Genomic DNA, 18,746 nt, shown 5'->3' on the forward strand with positions numbered 1-18,746 from the left:
CCGGTAGAAACTCAGTTGTTGTACAGATCGATGATCGCGCTGACTGCCTGCGTCTTGACCTTGGAGGCATCGTTGCGTGCCTGTTCGATCTTGTTCAGGTAAGCCTCGTCGACGTCGCCAGTGACGTACTGGCCATCGAACACCGCGCAATCGAACTTGTCGATCTTGATCTTGCCGCCACCGACCGCTTCGATCAAGTCAGGCAGATCCTGATAGATCAGCCAGTCGGCGCCGATCAGGTCAGCCACGTCCTGGGTCGAACGGTTGTGCGCGATCAGCTCGTGAGCGCTCGGCATGTCGATGCCGTAGACGTTCGGGTAGCGAACCGCGGGCGCCGCGGAGCAGAAGTAGACGTTCTTGGCGCCGGCTTCGCGGGCCATCTGGATGATCTGCTTGCAAGTGGTGCCGCGAACGATGGAGTCATCCACCAGCATCACGTTCTTGCCACGGAATTCCAGTTCGATGGCGTTGAGCTTCTGGCGTACGGATTTTTTCCGCGCGGCCTGGCCCGGCATGATGAAGGTCCGGCCGATGTAGCGGTTCTTCACGAAGCCTTCGCGGAACTTCACGCCCAGGTGGTTCGCCAGCTCCAGCGCGGCGGTGCGGCTGGTGTCCGGAATCGGGATGACCACGTCGATGTCGTGATCCGGACGCTCGCGCAGGATCTTCTCGGCCAGTTTCTCACCCATGCGCAGGCGGGCCTTGTAGACCGACACGCCGTCGATGATCGAATCCGGACGCGCCAGGTAGACGTGTTCGAAGATGCACGGGGTCAGGGACGGGTTGGTCGCGCACTGACGGGTGTACAGCTTGCCCTCTTCAGTGATGTAGACCGCTTCGCCTGGCGCCAGGTCGCGAATCAGGGTGAAGCCCAGCACGTCCAGGGAAACGCTTTCCGAGGCGATCATGTACTCGACGCCTTCGTCGGTGTGACGCTGGCCGAAAACGATCGGGCGGATGCCGTGCGGGTCGCGGAAGCCGACGATGCCGTAGCCGGTGATCATCGCCACGACGGCATAACCACCGACGCAACGGTTGTGCACGTCGGTGACGGCGGCAAACACGTCTTCTTCGGTCGGCTGCAACTTGCCGCGCTGGGCCAGTTCGTGCGCGAACACGTTGAGCAGCACTTCCGAGTCGGAGCTGGTGTTGACGTGGCGCAGGTCAGATTCGTAAATCTCCTTGGCCAGTTGTTCAACGTTGGTCAGGTTACCGTTGTGCGCCAAGGTGATGCCGTAAGGCGAGTTGACGTAAAACGGTTGAGCTTCAGCCGACGTCGAGCTGCCCGCGGTCGGATAACGCACATGGCCAATGCCCATGTGGCCGACCAGGCGCTGCATGTGACGCTGCTGGAACACGTCACGCACCAGGCCGTTATCCTTGCGCAGGAACAACCGGCCATCATGGCTGGTCACGATACCGGCAGCGTCCTGGCCGCGGTGCTGGAGCACGGTTAGCGCGTCATACAGCGCCTGATTGACGTTCGACTTACCGACGATACCGACGATGCCACACATGCGACGCAACCCCTACTTAATGGATCTGAACTGAGCACTACTCACTGAGGCGTTTTGGCCATCGGCAAGAGTTGCTCCTTGAACGGAATATCAGCGGGTACGCTGATTCCGCTGGCAAGCCACTGACTGCTCCACCCGAGGATCAGGTTTTTGGACCAGTCGGCGACCAATAGAAATTTTGGCACGAGCTGTGACTCTTTCCACCACCCGTCCTGCTGTACCGGCCCCAGGCTCAACAGCCCGACGGCGATGACCACCAGCAACCCGCCACGCGCGGCGCCGAAGGCCATGCCGAGGAATCGGTCGGTCCCGGAGAGCCCGGTGACGCGAACCAGTTCGCCGATAAGATAATTGATCATTGCGCCTACGATTAAAGTGGCGACAAACATGATGGCACAGCCCGTGATTATACGGGCCGATGGCGTTTGAATGTACCCGCCGAGGTACTCGGACAATGAGCCACCGAACATCCAGGCAACGACTCCTGCGATGATCCAGGTCAGCAGCGACAGTGCTTCTTTGACGAAGCCGCGGCTCAGACTGATCAATGCGGAGATGGCGACGATTGCTACGATCGCCCAGTCAACCCAGGTAAATGGCACAGTGCAGCCTACAGACGGATAAGGCGGCGCATTTTAGCAGAGCCCATGCTTATCGGTAAGCTGCGATTGTCAGTGCATTTCATATCGGGGCGATAGTTTTAGCCACGTTCCGGCTGAAAGCGCACGACAAACCCCTTCAGGTTCTGCTGGCGGTTCAGCAAATCCCGCAGCCGGTCGGCTTCTGCACGCTCGATCAGCGGCCCGACAAACACCCGGTTTTTGCCGTCGGCGGTCCGGATGTAGGCATTGTAACCCTGGCTGCGCAGGGTTTTCTGAAGCTTTTCCGCGCTTTCACGGTTCGCCAGACTGGCCAGTTGCACCGACCAACTGACCGACAGACCATTGGCATCAACACGGCTTTGCGTGGTGTCCGGCTTGCCGGGTGCCGCCGTGATGGGCTGGGCAGGCGCGGTCGCAGGTTTGGCGGCCAACGCCGGGACCGGCGCAGGCGCAGGCGGCGGCGTAACCGGTTTGGCGGCAGGTGCCGGAGCCACCGGCACAGCCGGCACCGCCGATTCCTGCTGGGCGATTTCGTCATCGCTCGGCACGGGCTCCTGGGGCAAGGCTTGCGGCTCAGGCACCGCCACGGGCTCGACCTGCACCTGGGGCAGCGCAGGCGCCTGCGGAGCCGCCGGCGCTTCGACCGTCACCTGGCGCTGTTCGTCCTGGCGGGAAAACAGCATCGGCAGAAAAATCACCGCCAGCGCGACCAACACCAGGGCGCCAACCATGCGCTGTTTGTATGCCTTATCCAGCAACGCCATTTGCCGCTTCCTCCGTGGAGCGCCGGGCCAGCCATTCAAGGGCCTCGGCGACACAATAAAATGATCCGAACAACAGGATTTCGTCGTCGCTCGTGGCCTGCGCGCACTGCCCTTCCAGGGCGGCCGCTACACTGTCGTATGACGTGACCGAGGCACCAAGACCTTGCAATGCATCGTGCAGATCCGCAACCGGACGCGCCCGAGGCGAATCCAGCGGTGCAACAGCCCAGTGCTGGACACTAGCATTCAACTCGCCGACAACACCACCCAGATCCTTGTCCGCCAGCAGCCCGAACACCGCCAGACGCTTGCCGACCGGTGGACGACTGGCCAGACGACGGGCCAGATACTCCGCCGCATGCGGGTTATGCCCCACATCCAGCAATAAATTCAAACGCTTGCCCTGCCACTCGAACGCGCGGCGATCCAGACGACCGACCACCTTCGTAGCCCGTAGCGCTTCGATAATCTGCGCATCCACCCAAGGCAAGCCAAGCAGCAAGTAAGCCTGCAACGCCAGCGCGGCGTTTTCCATCGGCAGGTCGAGCAGCGGCAGGTCGCGCAGCTCAACTGCACGCCCTTGCGCATCGACACCGCGCCATTGCCAGTTGTGATCGGTCACGCCGAGATCAAAATCGCGCCCACGCAGAAAAAACGGGCAATCGAGTTCGCGCGCCTTGTCCAGCAGGGGTTGTGGAGGATTCAGATCGCCGCAGAGCGCAGGCGCGTCCTGGCGGAAAATACCGGCCTTCTCGAAGGCCACGGACTCTCGAGTATCACCCAGGTAATCGGCATGATCGACGCCAATACTGGTGACCAGCGCCATGTCGGCATCCACCACGTTGACCGTGTCCAGACGACCGCCCAGACCGACTTCCAGCACCACCGCATCGAGCCCGGAGTGCTGGAACAGCCAGAACGCCGCCAGGGTGCCCATTTCGAAGTAGGTGAGCGAAGTGTCGCCACGCCCGGCCTCTACCGCAGCAAAGGCCTCGCACAGCTCGGCGTCAGTGGCTTCGACGCCGTTAACCGTTACCCGCTCGTTGTAGCGCAGCAGGTGCGGGGAGTTGTAAACCCCCACTTTCAAGCCCTGGGCCCGCAGCAAGGACGCCACGAACGCACAGGTGGAACCCTTGCCGTTGGTCCCGGTGACCGTAATCACCCGTGGCGCCGGCTTGCCCAGTCCCATGCGGGACGCTACCTGCTGCGACCGCTCCAGCCCCATGTCGATGGCCGAAGGGTGCAACTGTTCGAGGTAGGCGAGCCATTCGCCAAGGGTACGTTGGGTCATAGGCTGGCAGGTACCGGTGGAACCACGATTGGCTCGATGGGTGCAGCCACGAACTTCGGTGTCGGCAGGCCCATCATTTGCGCCAGCAGGTTGCCCAGGCGCGGACGCAGCTCCTGACGGTCGATGATCATGTCGATGGCACCGTGCTCCAGCAGGAACTCGCTGCGCTGGAAGCCTTCCGGCAGTTTTTCACGCACGGTCTGCTCGATCACACGCGGACCGGCAAAACCGATCAGCGCCTTCGGCTCGCCGACAATCACGTCGCCCAGCATCGCCAGACTGGCGGAAACGCCGCCGTAGACCGGATCGGTCAGCACGGAGATGAACGGGATGCCTTCTTCACGCAGACGCGCCAGCACCGCAGAGGTCTTGGCCATCTGCATCAGGGAAATCAGCGCTTCCTGCATGCGCGCACCGCCGGAAGCCGAGAAACAGACCATCGGGCAACGTTTTTCCAGGGCATAGTTGGCGGCGCGAACGAAACGCTCACCGACGATGGCGCCCATCGAACCGCCCATGAAGGAAAACTCGAACGCCGAAACCACGATCGGCATGCCCAACAACGTGCCGCTCATCGAAACCAGCGCGTCTTTTTCGCCGGTCTGCTTCTGTGCAGCGGTCAGGCGGTCCTTGTACTTCTTGCCGTCGCGGAATTTCAGACGGTCAACCGGCTCCAGGTCTGCACCCAGCTCGGTACGGCCTTCAACGTCGAGGAAGATGTCGATACGGGCGCGGGCGCCGATACGCATGTGATGGTTGCACTTGGGGCAAACGTCCAGGGTCTTTTCCAACTCCGGACGATACAGCACAGCCTCGCAAGACGGGCATTTGTGCCAAAGACCTTCAGGCACCGAGCTCTTCTTGACCTCGGAACGCATGATCGAAGGGATCAGTTTGTCTACTAACCAGTTGCTCATGCTTTCTTTCTCCAGTACCGGCGGCCCGAACGCTCTGGTTCGCAGCCCCGTGTATGCCCTAGCGCTAAATTCATGTGTGCGGCGATGATCAGTGAATGGCCGGATCAGCGAAACGTGACCTGCGTACCACCCCATGACCCTCAGCCGTTTTGTACAGTGCAGTGGACGGCGGCAGTCTGCCAGCCGTCACATCAACAGGTGCTACCGCGTACCGCCTTGATAAATGCCTGGACCTTTGCGTGATCCTTGATGCCCTTGCTCGCCTCTACCCCGCCGCTGACATCCACGGCATAAGGCCGGACGCGGGCAATCGCTTCGGCGACGTTATCCGGCGTCAGGCCGCCGGCCAGAATGATCGGTTTGCTCAAGCCTTGCGGTATCAGTGACCAGTCGAACGCCTCACCGGTTCCTCCGGGAACGCCTTCGACATAGGTGTCGAGCAGGATTGCGCTGGCACTGGCATACGCATTACAGGCAGCGGCGATGTCATCACCGGCCTTGACCCGCAGCGCCTTGATGTACGGACGGTGCCACCCTTCACATTCCGCCGCGCTTTCATCGCCGTGAAATTGCAGCAGGTCCAGGGGCACCGCGTCGAGGAGCTCACCCAGTTCACAACGGCTCGCATTGACGAACAGGCCCACAGTGGTCACGAACGGCGGCAGCGCCTGGATGATCGAGCGCGCCTGCTGGAACGTCACCGCCCGGGGGCTTTTGGCATAGAACACGAACCCGATGGCATCCGCCCCGGCCTCGACGGCTGCCAACGCATCCTCTATGCGGGTAATCCCACAGATCTTGCTGCGAACGGCTGACATGTCGATACAACTCCAAGACAAATCCGGGAAAGTCCCGGATGGTAACAAAAGCGTTCGAGGGCGTCAGCCGCCAAGTTCGGAGAAGCCGGTCAGGAAGTGTGGACCGATGTAACGCTCGGGCAATTCGAACTCGTCACGGTACTCGACCTGTACCAGATACAACCCGAATGGATGCGCGGTCACGCCACCGGTCCGGCGAATCCGGCTCTCCAGCACCTCTTTCATCCATTCCACCGGACGCTCGCCGGCGCCAATGGTCATCAGCACACCGGCGATGTTGCGCACCATGTGGTGCAGGAAGGCGCTGGCGCGAATGTCCAGCACGATCATCTTGCCGTGACGGGTGACGCGCAGGTGATGCAGCTCCTTGATCGGCGACTTGGCCTGGCACTGACCGGCGCGAAAAGCGCTGAAATCATGGGTGCCGAGCAGGTATTGAGCGGCCTCGGCCATGCGCTCGACGTCCAGCGGGCGGTGGTTCCAGGTCACTTCTTCGTTCAGGTGCGCGGGGCGGATCTGATCGTTGTAGATCACGTAGCGATAACGCCGGGCAATGGCCTTGAACCGCGCATGGAAATGCGCCGGCATGACCTTGGCCCAACTGACACTGACGTCGTGGGGCAAGTTGATGTTGGCGCCCATGGTCCAGGCTTTCATCGAACGCTCGACCTGGGTATCGAAATGCACCACCTGTCCGCAGGCATGCACCCCGGCGTCGGTACGCCCGGCGCACATCAGCGAGACGGGCGAATCGGCGACTTTGGACAAGGCGTTTTCGAGGGTTTCCTGCACGGTGAGCACCCCGGACGCCTGGCGCTGCCAGCCACGGTAGCGCGAGCCTTTGTATTCAACGCCCAGCGCGATCCGGAAAAAGCCGTCGGCTGCCATTTCGGCGGCCGGGTTATCTATATTTGCCAAGGAGGGACAGCCTGCTGATGTACCAAAGGCGGGCATTATAAGGCCGCCGGGCGGGGATACCAGAGAGATCTCCTTTGACTGTTCCTGCCCCATCGCGGGCAAGCCCGCTTGTGTCTAGATCTAGGGATAAGCTCTGGGGTGAGAGAGGTGAATGGCAAGCTGTGAGTCCGCGGTGCTAAAAGCACGTGTGGGAGCCAAGCTGCCATCCACCTTTCCACTCTGGCCCATAAGCCCGAACAGTTGGACGAGCGCCACTCGAATCACAAGCGTGGGCAAAGCCAGAGCACTCTCACTCCTGAGTGTAAGAGGGTTTTGCCATGATTTCCTGGGTCGGCATCGATATCTCCAAATCAAACCTGGTTGTATGGGTTCAACCTCAAGGTGAAGGTTTTGACCTTCCCAATACGTCAGAAGGCTTTGTTGAGCTGATTGAGCGCCTGAGCCAGTACGAGGTTGACCGGGTTCTGCTGGAGGCCACCGGTGGGTACGAATGCAAGGTCATGGCGGCGCTGCAAGGCGCCAACTTCAAAGTGCTTAGAATCAATCCCCGCCGGGCCAGAGCCTTCGCCGTGGCCATGGGCAAGAATGCCAAGACCGACCCCATCGACGCGGCCGTGCTGGCGGACTTCGCTGAAGTGCTGCATGCATCCCGCGACAAAATCATTTCGCCGGAACGTGAAGCACTGCGCGAGTTGATCCAGTTGCGCGAGCAGTTTGTTCAGCAACGAGACGACAACAAGCGCCGGCTTCAGCAAGTTCAACTACCCGCTGTTACCGTGGCGATCAAAGGTCTTGTTCACTACCTGCAAGTGCAGATCAAGCAGCTCGATAAAACCATCCATCAGAGCATGCATGAGCTGGATGCCGAAAAAGCCGAGCGACTCATTTCCGTTAAAGGCATCGGTACGGTGGCCACAGCCAGCTTGCTGGTTTATCTGCCCGAATTGGGAGCGCTTGATCGTCGTGAAGTGGCGGCCTTGGCGGGAATTGCGCCGTACAACGACGACAGCGGCAATCACAGCGGAAAACGTCAAATCTACGGAGGCAGAGCCCGCGTCAGACGTGCGCTTTACATGTCTTGCTGGGTCGTGATCCGTCATCAGCCAGACTTCAAGGCACGTTATGACGCTCTTCGGGAGCGAGGCAAGAGCGCGAAAGTCGCGCTCATCGCCTGCATGCGGATCCTACTGATCAGGCTGAATGCCATGTTGCGGGACGGCACCGAGTGGCGGTGACGAGTGGCAGGGGGAAGACAGTTGCTCCCACAGGTTTATTGGGCGTTCCCGGGATCTGCGCCTGGCCATGATCCCCCTGTAGGAGCGAGCCTGCTCGCGATGGCGGTGTGTCAGGCGAAGTAGATGCTGGCTGTACTGGCCTCATCGCGAGCAGGCTCGCTCCTAAAAGGTTATCGCCCAAACAAAAACGGCAGCCTCACCGGGCTGCCGTTCTGTTTACAACCTGACGATCACTCAAGCCAGACGCGAAAGCATCTCCCTGGCTTCGCTCTTCTGCTCGTCACTGCCTTCGCTCACGACCTCATTGAGGATGTCGCGGGCACCGTCGCTGTCTCCCATGTCGATATAGGCCTGGGCCAGATCGAGCTTGGTAGCGGCTTCATCGGTACCCGAGAGGAAGTCGAACTCGTCATCGCCATCCAGTGCGGCATCGGCTTCGGTAAAGGTCGGCTCACCGATGCTGCTGGACAAGCTTTCCAGCTCGGCGTTGACATCATCCAGCTCGGCGGCGAACGCATCCGGCGTGCTCATTTCGTCGGCCAGCGACAGGTCGAAGTCGGCAGGCAAATCCAGATCATCCAGCGCAACGTCAGGAACAGCCGGGGTTTCGGCGACTGGAAAATCCTTCACGCCTTCATCCAGATCCAGCAGGAAATCATCCTCAGCCAGCATCGCCGGCGACGGCTGCGCACCGAGATCCAGGTCAAGATCGAAGTCCGACAGGTCGTCGAGGTTTTCCTTGATTTCGGTCTGTTGCTGCAACACCGACTCAAAACTCAGATCGTCATCCAGCGGGAATTCGTCCAGATCCGCCAAAGCCACCACCTCAGGCTCCGGAACAGGTGCAGGCGCCACAGGCTGGATCGTGTCCAGATCATCCAGGCTCAGGTCGAAGGCGCTGTCGAGGTCATCCTCAAGCGGCGTCGGTTCCGGCGCGGGTGCTTGCGGCTCATCGAGCAACAGGTCCTTGACGTACTGCGCGTCCAGCTCGGCAGCAACGGCGGCTGCAGCGATGCCACCGGCAGCGACCAGCGCCATGGCCGGGAAGCGGCTTTTGAGTTTTTCGACCTGGGCGAAGTTGTCGCCGTTGGCCACCAGCTTGCGCTCCTGGCCGACGAACGCATCGCGGTCGCCTTGCTGGCCGTAGACTTCCATCAGCTTCAAGCGCAAATCGCTGCGCTGCGGCTCTCGCTTGACGCCGTCCTCCAGCAACGCGGCAGCCTGGTTCAGGCGACCGGCATCGATGTGCGACTGAGCCTGGCCCAGCACGTCATCGGAACGCTCGGCAGCCGGCGACACCAATGGTGCGGCGATCGGCGTGGTCATCACGACCGGGGCAATGACCGGCGCGGGTGCAGGAGCTGGCGTCGGTGCAGTCGCCAGCTTCACGCTTGGCGACGGAACTTCCAGGCCTTCGAAGCTGCTTTCCGGCAAGTCGAGATCGGCCGAGAACGGCTGCTCTTCGGCCAGGGCACGCGCCATGCGCTGATGCTTCTCGGCTGCTTGCTGGGCTTTGCGGCGGCGCGCCAGCAACAGCAGCAAGAGCAGCAGAACGACAGCACCGCCACCCACCAGGCCCAGCAGCACCGGATTGCTCAGCAACTCATTGAATTTCTGATCATCGGATGTGGCCGGCGTCGCCTCGGCAGGTTGCCCGACCGGCGCCGCAGCTGCCTCGGGCGCCGTGGCCACTGGCGCAGTGTCTGCCGGAGCAGGTGCAGCCGGATTGGGCGCCAGCTCGGCCGACATTGCCGGAGCCGTTGCGGTGCCTGGTGCGCCAGTCGCGCCCTCGGCCTGCAACTTGGCCAGTTGATTGTTCTTCAACTCGAGCAGGCGCTGCAGCTTGTCCATCTGACTTTGCAGGTCGGCCACGCGGCTCTTCAGTTCGGCGTTATCACGACGACTGGTGTCGAGGCTTTCCTGAGTCACCGCCAGCTTGTTGCTAAGGGCCGCGGCATCGCCGGCAGGCCCTTTGCCACGATTCTTGCCGGACTCGGCAGACACCAGGCTCAGTTTGTCGCCGGCCGCTTGAGTCGGAGCAACATCGGTGCGAGCGCGATTGGTGGCGTCCAGTTGCTGCTGCCCCGCCCCGGGCTTGGCGACATAACGGCGACCCTGACGCCAGGCCTTGTTCTGCGCGGCCACCTCGGCGATGGCCTTGGGTTGCGGCAGGTTGGTGCTCTGCGCCTGATCCGGCATACGCAGCACCTGGCCGGTTTTCAGGCGGTTGATGTTGCCGTCAATGAAGGCGTCCGGGTTCAGCGCCTGAATGGCCAGCATGGTTTGCTGGATCGAACCGCCATTACGCGCCTTCGCGGCGATTTCCCACAGGGTATCGCGCGGCGTGGTGGTGTATTGCGATGGTTTGGTCGCACCGGTAACCGGCGCAGCGACAGTTGAACTCGGTGCGGATTGCGCAGCCGCCTCGGCGGTTTGCGACGAGAATTTCGATGGATCGAGCAGCACACTGTAGTCGCGCAGCAAACGGCCGTTCGGCCACATCACCTGAACCAGGAATTTCACCATCGGCTCGGAGAGCGGCTTGCTGGAGGTCACGCGCAGGATGCTTTTGCCGTTGGCGTTAAGCACCGGGGTGAAGGTCAAGTCATTCAGAAACGCCTGGCGGTCGACACCGGCCTTGGCGAAATCTTCCGGCGAAGCCAGGCTCGGCACCAATTCGGCAGCGGTGAGGTCCTTGACATCGAGCAGCTCGATTTCCGCCACCAGCGGCTGGTTGAGCGTCGATTTCAGGGTCAGTTCCCCGAGCCCGAGGGCATGCGCCATACCGGAGGACAGCGCCGAGGCGGCCGCTATTGCTAACACCAGTTTGCGAACTTGAACCATTAGCTCATCCTTAGTTTGAACATTCCTCGGCCAGCGAGAAGATATTGATAGCCGCCGCCGTAAGGCATTGCGTGCAACGACGAAGGTCGTCGCGCGCGATCATTTGATTGATGCCCCGGAAAGCCCCGCAGAGTGGCTCGCCTTCAGCGCTCCGGCAAGCATAGGCTCGCGCGGAATCATTCGACAAATTGTTGCAAAGTATCTTTTACAGGAGGTCTTTAATCAACAACTCAGCCAGCTGCACAGCGTTGAGCGCGGCGCCTTTGCGTACGTTATCTGACGTCAGCCACAAATTAAGTTCCGACAGGTCGTCGATACCGTGGCGAACCCGCCCCACGTAGACCACATCCTGCCCTACCGCGTCACCTACCGGCGTCGGGTAATCGCCCGCCTCGACCAGTTCGATACCGGGCGCGTCTTCCAACGCAGCATTGACTTTGGCTAGATCAATGTCCTTTGCGCACTGCAGGGTCACGCTATAGCTATCGCCAAAAAACACCGGGGCTTGAATGCAAGTGACGGAAATCTTCAATGCAGGCAGCGCCATGACCTGACGCAGCTCCCGCACCAAGCGCTTTTCCAGCAGCGTATGACCTTGTTCATCCGGCTTGCCGACCTGGGCCAACAGGTTGAAGGCTATCTGCCGGTCAAAGAATTTCGGTTCCAGCGGCCGCACATTCAGCAGTTCAGCGGTTTGCCGGGCGAGCTCGCTCACGGCTTCACGGCCCTGGGCCGATACCGCCAGGCTGGCGGTCAGGCTGACGCGCTGCAAATCGAGTACATCCATCAGCGGCGCGAGCACCACCGCCAGCGTGGTAGCCGACGGACTTGGACCGCTGACCAGAAACGGCTTTTTCAAGCCCGCCAACACCTGAGCGTTGGCCTCCGGCACGACCTGCGGCGCCTTGTCCGCCGGCAAGGCACCGGACAGATCGATCACCGAGCAACCGGCATCGGTCGCACGGGAAGCAAAACTCAAGGAAACAGCCGGGCCGGCGGCAAAAAATGCCAACTGCACCTTGCTGAAGTCGAACTCATCGACTTCCCGCACCCGCACGTTCTTGCCGCGATAGGGTACGGAACTGCCGGCCGACTCGCTGCTGGCCAACAGGTGCAGGGTGCCGATCGGGAAATCGCGCTCTTCGAGAATCTGCACGAGTGTTTCGCCGACAGTACCGGTGGCGCCGATCACGGCAATATCAATGGACTGGTTCATGGCTTGGCCTCTGGCGAAACGGGGGGAGCGGCACTTTACCGGGTGGGTGGCGGTTCGGCAATTTAGAACAAAAGATCGCAGCCTTCGGCAGCTCCTACAGGAGATACGAGTTCCCCTGTAGGAGCTGCCGAAGGCTGCGATCTTTTAACAACGATAAAAAAACCCGCACCTCTTTCAAGGCGCGGGTTCTTTCATTGCATCAGTCGATCAACGCTCGAGCAGGATCCGCAGCATGCGACGCAGCGGTTCGGCCGCGCCCCACAGCAACTGGTCGCCGACGGTGAACGCGCCGACGAACTGCGAGCCCATGTTCAGCTTGCGCAGACGGCCAACCGGGATGTTCAGGGTGCCGGTGACCTTGTTCGGGCTCAGCTCCTGAATGCTGGTCTCGCGGCTGTTCGGCACCAGCTTGACCCAAGGGTTGTGCTGGCTGATCAGTCCTTCGATATCGGCGATCGGCACGTCTTTGTTCAGCTTGATGGTCAGCGCCTGGCTATGGCAGCGCATGGCGCCGATGCGCACGCAGATGCCATCGACCGGGATCGGGCTCTTGAAGCGACCGAGGATCTTGTTGGTCTCGGCCTGGGCCTTCCACTCTTCACGGCTTTGACCGTTCGGCAGTTCCTTGTCGATCCACGGGATCAGACTGCCGGCCAGCGGTACGCCGAAGTTTTCGGTCGGGTACGCGTCACTGCGCATGGCTTCGGCCACACGACGGTCGATGTCGAGGATCGCGCTGGCCGGATCGGCCAGTTGATCGGCGACAGCGGCGTGGGTCGCACCCATCTGCTTGATCAGTTCACGCATGTTCTGCGCGCCGGCACCGGAGGCCGCCTGATAGGTCATGGCGCTCATCCATTCCACCAGGCCCGCTTCGAACAGGCCACCGAGGCCCATCAGCATCAGGCTGACGGTGCAGTTGCCGCCGATGTAGTTCTTGGTGCCCGCATCGAGCTGCTGGTCGATGACCTTGCGGTTCACCGGGTCCAGCACGATCACCGCGTCATCCTGCATGCGCAGGCTGGAAGCGGCGTCGATCCAGTAACCCTGCCAGCCGGCTTCGCGCAGCTTGGGGAAGACTTCGCTGGTGTAGTCGCCACCCTGGCAGGTCAGAATCACGTCGAGGGTTTTCAGCTCTTCAATGCTGTAAGCGTCCTTGAGCGGAGCAATGTCCTTGCCCACGGACGGGCCTTGGCCACCGACATTGGAAGTGGTGAAAAACACCGGCTCGATAAGATCGAAATCCTGCTCTTCCAGCATCCGCTGCATGAGCACGGAACCGACCATACCGCGCCAACCGATCAGACCTACACGTTTCATCGCAACTACACCTTCTTGAAATGTGGGCCGCTGCCTTGTCTTGAATTTGGCAGCGGGCCCGAGAGATTACAGATTCCGCAGCGCGGCGACTACTGCGTCACCCATTTCCTGCGTACCGACTTTAATGCAACCGGCCGACCAGATGTCACCCGTGCGCAAGCCCTGATCGAGCACCAGGCTCACGGCTTTCTCGATGGCGTCGGCGGCAGCCTGCTGATTGAAGCTGTAACGCAGCATCATCGACACCGACAAAATGGTCGCCAGCGGGTTGGCAATGCCCTTGCCCGCGATGTCCGGCGCCGAACCGTGGCACGGCTCGTACATGCCTTTGTTGTTGGTGTCCAGGGACGCCGACGGCAGCATGCCGATGGAACCGGTGAGCATCGAAGCCTGGTCGGACAGGATGTCGCCGAACATGTTGTCGGTGACGATCACGTCGAACTGCTTCGGTGCCCGCACCAGTTGCATGGCGGCGTTGTCGACGTACATGTGGCTCAGTTCGACTTCAGGATAATCCTTGGCCACTTGCTCGACCACTTCACGCCACAATTGGCTGGACGCCAGTACGTTGGCCTTGTCCACCGAGCACAGCTTCTTGCCGCGGACCATAGCCATGTCGAAGCCGACACGGGCGATGCGGCGGATTTCGCTTTCGCTGTACGGCAGGGTGTCGTAGGACTGACGCTCGCCGTTTTCCAGGGTACGGGTACCACGTGGTGCGCCGAAGTAGATGCCGCCGGTCAGTTCGCGAACGATCAGGATGTCCAGCCCGGAGACGATTTCCGGCTTCAGGCTGGAAGCCTCGGCCAGTTGCGGGTACAGGATCGCCGGGCGCAGGTTGCCGAACAGGCCCAGTTGCGCGCGGATTTTCAACAGGCCGCGCTCAGGGCGGATGTCACGCTCGATGGTGTCCCATTTCGGGCCGCCAACGGCGCCCAGCAACACGGCATCGGCTGCACGGGCACGTTCCAGGGTTTCATCGGCCAAAGGCACGCCGTGCTTGTCGATGGCCGCGCCACCGATCACGTCGTGGCTCAGCTCGAAGCCCAAAGAGAACTTGTCGCTGGCCAGCTCCAGCACCTTGACCGCTTCGGCCATGATTTCCGGGCCAATACCGTCACCTGGGAGAATCAGAATCTGCTTGCTCATGCTTTCCTCATGTCATCAGTCGGTGCACCCTTGGGCGCTCCCGGAAAAATTCTATCGCTCGACACCTATCGTTCTACAAACAGCACCAGCACATCGGTACTGAACGAACCATCGGCCTCAATCTCAAAATATTCGCGCACTTCGTTGCCCATGGACTGCTGCAACTGGCGGATCGCCGCGCGCATCACTTCAGGGGTGCGCATGCGCTCGACCCAGCTGTTGTACTCCAGGCGCAAGCGTTGACGGGTGGTACTGCGGGTGTGCAACCCCGCCTCACTGACCTGGCGCAGCCACTCACCGGCGGAATAATCGCGCACATGGCTGGTGTCGCGCAGCACTTCGACGCTTTGCAGGTAAGTGTCGAACAACGGACTGCCCGGTGACAACACGTCGACAAATGCCGCCACGCCACCCGGTTTCAACACCCGGCGCACTTCCCGCAGGGCCACGCCCAGATCGCTCCAATGGTGCGCCGAATAGCGGCTGAAGACGAAATCGAATTCGCCATCGGCGAACGGCAGGCGCTCGGCGGCACCGTTGACCGTGGTCACGTTGCTCAAACCACGCTCGGCAGCGGCAGCCGTCACCACATCGAGCATCTGTTGCGACAGGTCGTAGGCCACGACTTCCTTGACCAGCGGCGCTACGTGGAAACTCACGTGACCGGCGCCACAACCCAGGTCCAGGACCCGGGCATTGCCCTGCCCCGCCAGTTCAGCCTGTAGCAGCGCGAATTCGGTGCCTTGAGCGTGGACGGCGCTGCTCAGGTAGGCCGAGGCCTGTTCACCGAATTGCTTTTGGACTACCTGGCTGTGCTGGGCGGTGCTGGTCATGGGGACTTCCTTTTTGGGGTGAGTCTTTGGGTGTTTGGGCTGCCGCCTTCGCGAGCAGGCTCGCTCCCACATTGGACTTTCAGTGTTTACAAAGTCCCTGTGGGAGCGAGCCTGCTCGCGAAGAGGCCAGCCCTGCCTACATCAATTTCTGCTCAATCACGCATCGCGAAACAGCCACGGCTGGCTCGCACGGTGCTTGGCTTCAAACGTTGCAATCGCATCGCCGTCCTGCAAGGTCAGGCCGATGTCGTCCAGGCCGTTCAACAGGCAATGCTTGCGGAACGCATCGATTTCAAAGCTCAACACCTTGCCGTCAGGGCGGGTCACGGTCTGGGCTTGCAGATCGACCTGCAACTGGTAGCCAGGATTGGCCTCGACCTGCTGGAACAGTTCGTCGACTTCGGCATCGCTCAAGATGATGGGCAGCAAGCCGTTCTTGAAGCTGTTGTTGAAGAAGATGTCGGCATAGCTCGGCGCGATGATGCTGCGGAAACCGTACTCTTCCAGCGCCCACGGCGCGTGTTCACGACTGGAGCCGCAACCGAAGTTCTCACGGGCCAGCAACACGCTGGCGCCCTGGTAACGCTCGGCATTGAGGACGAAGTCCTTGTTGAGCGGACGCTTGGAGTTGTCCTGGTACGGCTGCCCCACATCCAGGTAACGCCATTCGTCGAACAGGTTCGGGCCAAAACCGGTGCGCTTGATCGACTTCAAGAACTGCTTCGGAATGATCTGGTCGGTGTCGACGTTGGCACGATCCAAAGGCGCGACAAGTCCAGTGTGCTGGGTAAAAGCTTTCATGCTGCGCTCCTTAGATCAATTCACGGACGTCGACGAAACGACCGTTTACAGCAGCGGCCGCGGCCATGGCCGGGCTGACGAGGTGGGTACGGCCACCGGCGCCCTGACGGCCTTCGAAGTTACGGTTGGAGGTCGAGGCGCAATGCTCGCCACTTTCCAAACGGTCCGGGTTCATCGCCAGGCACATCGAGCAGCCCGGCTCACGCCATTCGAAACCGGCTTCGAGGAAAATCTTGTCCAGGCCTTCCGACTCGGCCTGAGCCTTCACCAGGCCCGAGCCCGGAACGACGATGGCCTGTTTGATGGTCGAGGCCACTTTGCGGCCCTTGGCGATCACCGCGGCGGCGCGCAGGTCTTCGATCCGCGAGTTGGTGCAGGAACCGATAAACACGCGGTCGAGCTGGATGTCGGTGATCGCCTGATTGGCGGTCAAACCCATGTATTTCAAGGCACGGACGATGGAGTCACGCTTGACCAGATCCATTTCCTTCGCAGGATCCGGCACGTTCTGATCTACCGCCAACACCATTTCCGGCGAGGTGCCCCAGCTGACTTGCGGCTTGATCTGGGTCGCGTCCAGCTCGACAACCGTGTCGAACACTGCATCGGCGTCGGACACCAGGTCTTTCCAGGCTTCGACAGCCAGATCCCATTCCGCGCCTTTCGGAGCAAATGGACGACCCTTCACGTAGGCCACGGTCTTTTCGTCAGCCGCTACCAGACCTACGCGAGCACCGGCCTCGATGGACATGTTGCAGATGGTCATGCGGCCTTCGACGGACAGGTCGCGAATCGCGCTACCGGCGAATTCGATGGCGTGGCCGTTACCGCCGGCGGTGCCGATCTTGCCGATCACGGCGAGCACGATGTCCTTGGCGGTCACGCCGAACGGCAATTGGCCTTCGACACGCACCAGCATGTTTTTCATTTTCTTGGCGACCAGGCACTGGGTGGCGAGCACATGCTCGACCTCGGAAGTACCGATACCGTGAGCCAAGGCACCGAATGCGCCGTGAGTCGAGGTGTGGGAGTCGCCGCAGACCACGGTCATGCCCGGCAAGGTAGCGCCCTGCTCCGGGCCGATGACGTGGACGATGCCCTGGCGAACGTCGTTCATCTTGAACTCGACGATGCCGTATTCATCGCAGTTGTCATCGAGGGTCTGGACTTGCAGACGCGAGACCTGGTCAACGATGGCGTCGATGCCGCCCTTGCGCTCCGGCGTGGTCGGTACGTTGTGGTCCGGGGTCGCGATGTTGGCATCGATGCGCCATGGCTTGCGCCCGGCCAGACGCAGGCCTTCGAAGGCTTGCGGCGAGGTCACTTCGTGGATGATGTGACGATCGATGTAGATCAGCGCAGAGCCATCGTCGCGCTGCTTGACCAAATGCGAATCCCAGAGCTTGTCGTAGAGCGTTTTGCCGGCCATCAGACGGTTTCCTCATCAGCTTGTTTCTATGCCCCGGATTTTGAATGACTCAATAACCCCTTGGCTTGTGAGGTCGATCCTATGGGGTTACATTAAATAACTCAAATTCATATTTTTTATGCTTTGGATAACCAACTGGAATACAAACATGGACCTGGCCAACCTCAATGCTTTTATCGCCATTGCCGAGACAGGAAGTTTCTCCGGTGCAGGTGAACGGCTGCACCTGACCCAGCCGGCCATCAGCAAGCGCATCGCCGGACTGGAGCAGCAATTGAAGGTGCGACTGTTCGATCGCCTGGGTCGTGAAGTGGGCCTGACCGAGGCCGGGCGCGCCCTGCTGCCGCGGGCCTATCAGATTCTCAATGTGCTGGATGATACGCGCCGCGCCCTGACCAACCTCACCGGCGAAGTGACCGGCCGTCTGACCCTGGCTACCAGTCACCACATCGGACTGCACCGTCTGCCACCCTTATTAAGGGAGTTCACCCGACGCTACCCGCAAGTGGCGCTGGATATTCAGTTCCTCGATTCGGAAGTGGCCTACGAGGAAATTCTCCATGGCCGCGCCGAACTGGCGGTCATCACCCTCGCACCGGAGCCCCACACATTGGTCAAGGCCACACCGGTGTGGGACGACCCGCTGGATTTCGTGGTCGCCCCGGAGCATTCACTGCTCAACAACGGCAAGGTCAGCCTGGCGGACATCGCCCGACACCCGGCGGTATTCCCCGGCGGCAACACCTTCACCCACCACATCGTGCAACGGCTGTTTGAAGCCCAAGGCCTGACGCCTAACATCGCCATGAGTACCAACTACCTGGAAACCATCAAGATGATGGTCTCGATCGGCCTGGCCTGGAGTGTCTTGCCGCGCACCATGCTCGATGACCAGGTGGCGCGCATACCTTTGCCGGGCATACAGCTCACTCGCCAGCTAGGCTATATCCTGCACACGGAAAGGACGCTGTCGAATGCTGCGCGGGCCTTCATGGCCCTGCTGGACGCTCAACTCGATCTGCCAGGGACTCAAGGCTAACTTGTGCTACTCCTATAGAGCCGCGAATACCTGCAACAAACGCCCAACACCAG

The 18,746-nt window shown here is 60.9% G+C and carries 16 protein-coding genes; 2 read left to right on the forward strand and 14 right to left on the reverse strand.

Going from position 1 to position 18,746, the window contains the following annotated elements; all coding sequences use genetic code 11:
• Positions 1-11 precede the first annotated feature (11 nt).
• From purF to truA, 7 genes are all read right to left on the reverse strand, one after another.
• Positions 12-1,517, reverse strand: a complete 1,506-nt coding sequence (gene purF, locus CD175_RS15910; protein WP_007975670.1) for an amidophosphoribosyltransferase — start codon at positions 1,515-1,517, stop codon at positions 12-14.
• A gap of 41 nt (positions 1,518-1,558) precedes the next feature.
• Positions 1,559-2,119 carry a CvpA family protein gene (locus CD175_RS15915; RefSeq protein WP_007975669.1) on the reverse strand — a complete coding sequence of 187 codons (561 nt, stop codon included), beginning with the start codon at positions 2,117-2,119 and terminating at the stop codon, positions 1,559-1,561.
• A gap of 98 nt (positions 2,120-2,217) precedes the next feature.
• Positions 2,218-2,883, reverse strand: a complete 666-nt coding sequence (locus tag CD175_RS15920; RefSeq protein ID WP_104449638.1) for an SPOR domain-containing protein — start codon at positions 2,881-2,883, stop codon at positions 2,218-2,220.
• Positions 2,867-4,174 (reverse strand): bifunctional tetrahydrofolate synthase/dihydrofolate synthase, encoded by a 1,308-nt coding sequence (gene folC / locus CD175_RS15925; RefSeq protein ID WP_104449639.1) that lies wholly within the window; start codon positions 4,172-4,174, stop codon positions 2,867-2,869. Before folC ends, CD175_RS15920 begins: the two co-directional genes overlap by 17 nt.
• Complete coding sequence (gene accD / locus CD175_RS15930; RefSeq protein ID WP_007975665.1) at positions 4,171-5,091, reverse strand: acetyl-CoA carboxylase, carboxyltransferase subunit beta; 921 nt, start codon at positions 5,089-5,091, stop codon at positions 4,171-4,173. Before accD ends, folC begins: the two co-directional genes overlap by 4 nt.
• Before the next feature lie 191 nt (positions 5,092-5,282).
• Positions 5,283-5,909 carry a phosphoribosylanthranilate isomerase gene (locus CD175_RS15935; protein WP_104449640.1) on the reverse strand — a complete coding sequence of 209 codons (627 nt, stop codon included), beginning with the start codon at positions 5,907-5,909 and terminating at the stop codon, positions 5,283-5,285.
• 63 nt (positions 5,910-5,972) lie between these two features.
• A complete protein-coding gene (truA, locus tag CD175_RS15940; protein ID WP_032829430.1) occupies positions 5,973-6,797 on the reverse strand; it encodes a tRNA pseudouridine(38-40) synthase TruA in 825 nt (274 codons plus the stop codon).
• 347 nt (positions 6,798-7,144) lie between these two features.
• On the opposite strand from truA, the gene CD175_RS15945 reads away from it, so the two are divergent.
• Entirely contained in the window at positions 7,145-8,062 is a 918-nt protein-coding gene (locus CD175_RS15945; RefSeq protein ID WP_104447890.1) for an IS110 family transposase, read from the forward strand.
• A gap of 234 nt (positions 8,063-8,296) precedes the next feature.
• Here CD175_RS15945 and CD175_RS15950 read toward each other — a convergent pair whose 3' ends face one another.
• The 7 genes from CD175_RS15950 to leuC form a co-directional block, all read right to left on the reverse strand.
• Complete coding sequence (locus tag CD175_RS15950) at positions 8,297-10,906, reverse strand: motility hub landmark protein FimV (protein ID WP_104449641.1); 2,610 nt, start codon at positions 10,904-10,906, stop codon at positions 8,297-8,299.
• Between the two features lie 205 nt (positions 10,907-11,111).
• Entirely contained in the window at positions 11,112-12,122 is a 1,011-nt protein-coding gene (locus tag CD175_RS15955; protein ID WP_104449642.1) for an aspartate-semialdehyde dehydrogenase, read from the reverse strand.
• Positions 12,123-12,329: 207 nt separating this feature from the next.
• Positions 12,330-13,442, reverse strand: coding sequence for an aspartate-semialdehyde dehydrogenase (gene asd / locus CD175_RS15960; RefSeq protein WP_007975660.1), 1,113 nt, complete (start codon positions 13,440-13,442; stop codon positions 12,330-12,332).
• 66 nt (positions 13,443-13,508) lie between these two features.
• Positions 13,509-14,591, reverse strand: a complete 1,083-nt coding sequence (gene leuB, locus CD175_RS15965) for a 3-isopropylmalate dehydrogenase (RefSeq protein ID WP_104449643.1) — start codon at positions 14,589-14,591, stop codon at positions 13,509-13,511.
• 65 nt (positions 14,592-14,656) lie between these two features.
• Positions 14,657-15,424 (reverse strand): class I SAM-dependent methyltransferase, encoded by a 768-nt coding sequence (locus CD175_RS15970; RefSeq protein ID WP_104449644.1) that lies wholly within the window; start codon positions 15,422-15,424, stop codon positions 14,657-14,659.
• Positions 15,425-15,580: 156 nt separating this feature from the next.
• Positions 15,581-16,225, reverse strand: a complete 645-nt coding sequence (gene leuD, locus CD175_RS15975) for a 3-isopropylmalate dehydratase small subunit (protein WP_103395076.1) — start codon at positions 16,223-16,225, stop codon at positions 15,581-15,583.
• Between the two features lie 10 nt (positions 16,226-16,235).
• Positions 16,236-17,654, reverse strand: coding sequence for a 3-isopropylmalate dehydratase large subunit (leuC, locus tag CD175_RS15980; RefSeq protein WP_104449645.1), 1,419 nt, complete (start codon positions 17,652-17,654; stop codon positions 16,236-16,238).
• Between the two features lie 148 nt (positions 17,655-17,802).
• Between leuC and CD175_RS15985 the strand changes: the two genes are divergently transcribed.
• Positions 17,803-18,693 carry a LysR family transcriptional regulator gene (locus CD175_RS15985; protein ID WP_007975654.1) on the forward strand — a complete coding sequence of 297 codons (891 nt, stop codon included), beginning with the start codon at positions 17,803-17,805 and terminating at the stop codon, positions 18,691-18,693.
• Positions 18,694-18,746 lie beyond the last annotated feature (53 nt).

Origin of the sequence: Pseudomonas laurylsulfatiphila (assembly GCF_002934665.1) — a bacterium.
GTDB lineage: Bacteria > Pseudomonadota > Gammaproteobacteria > Pseudomonadales > Pseudomonadaceae > Aquipseudomonas > Aquipseudomonas laurylsulfatiphila.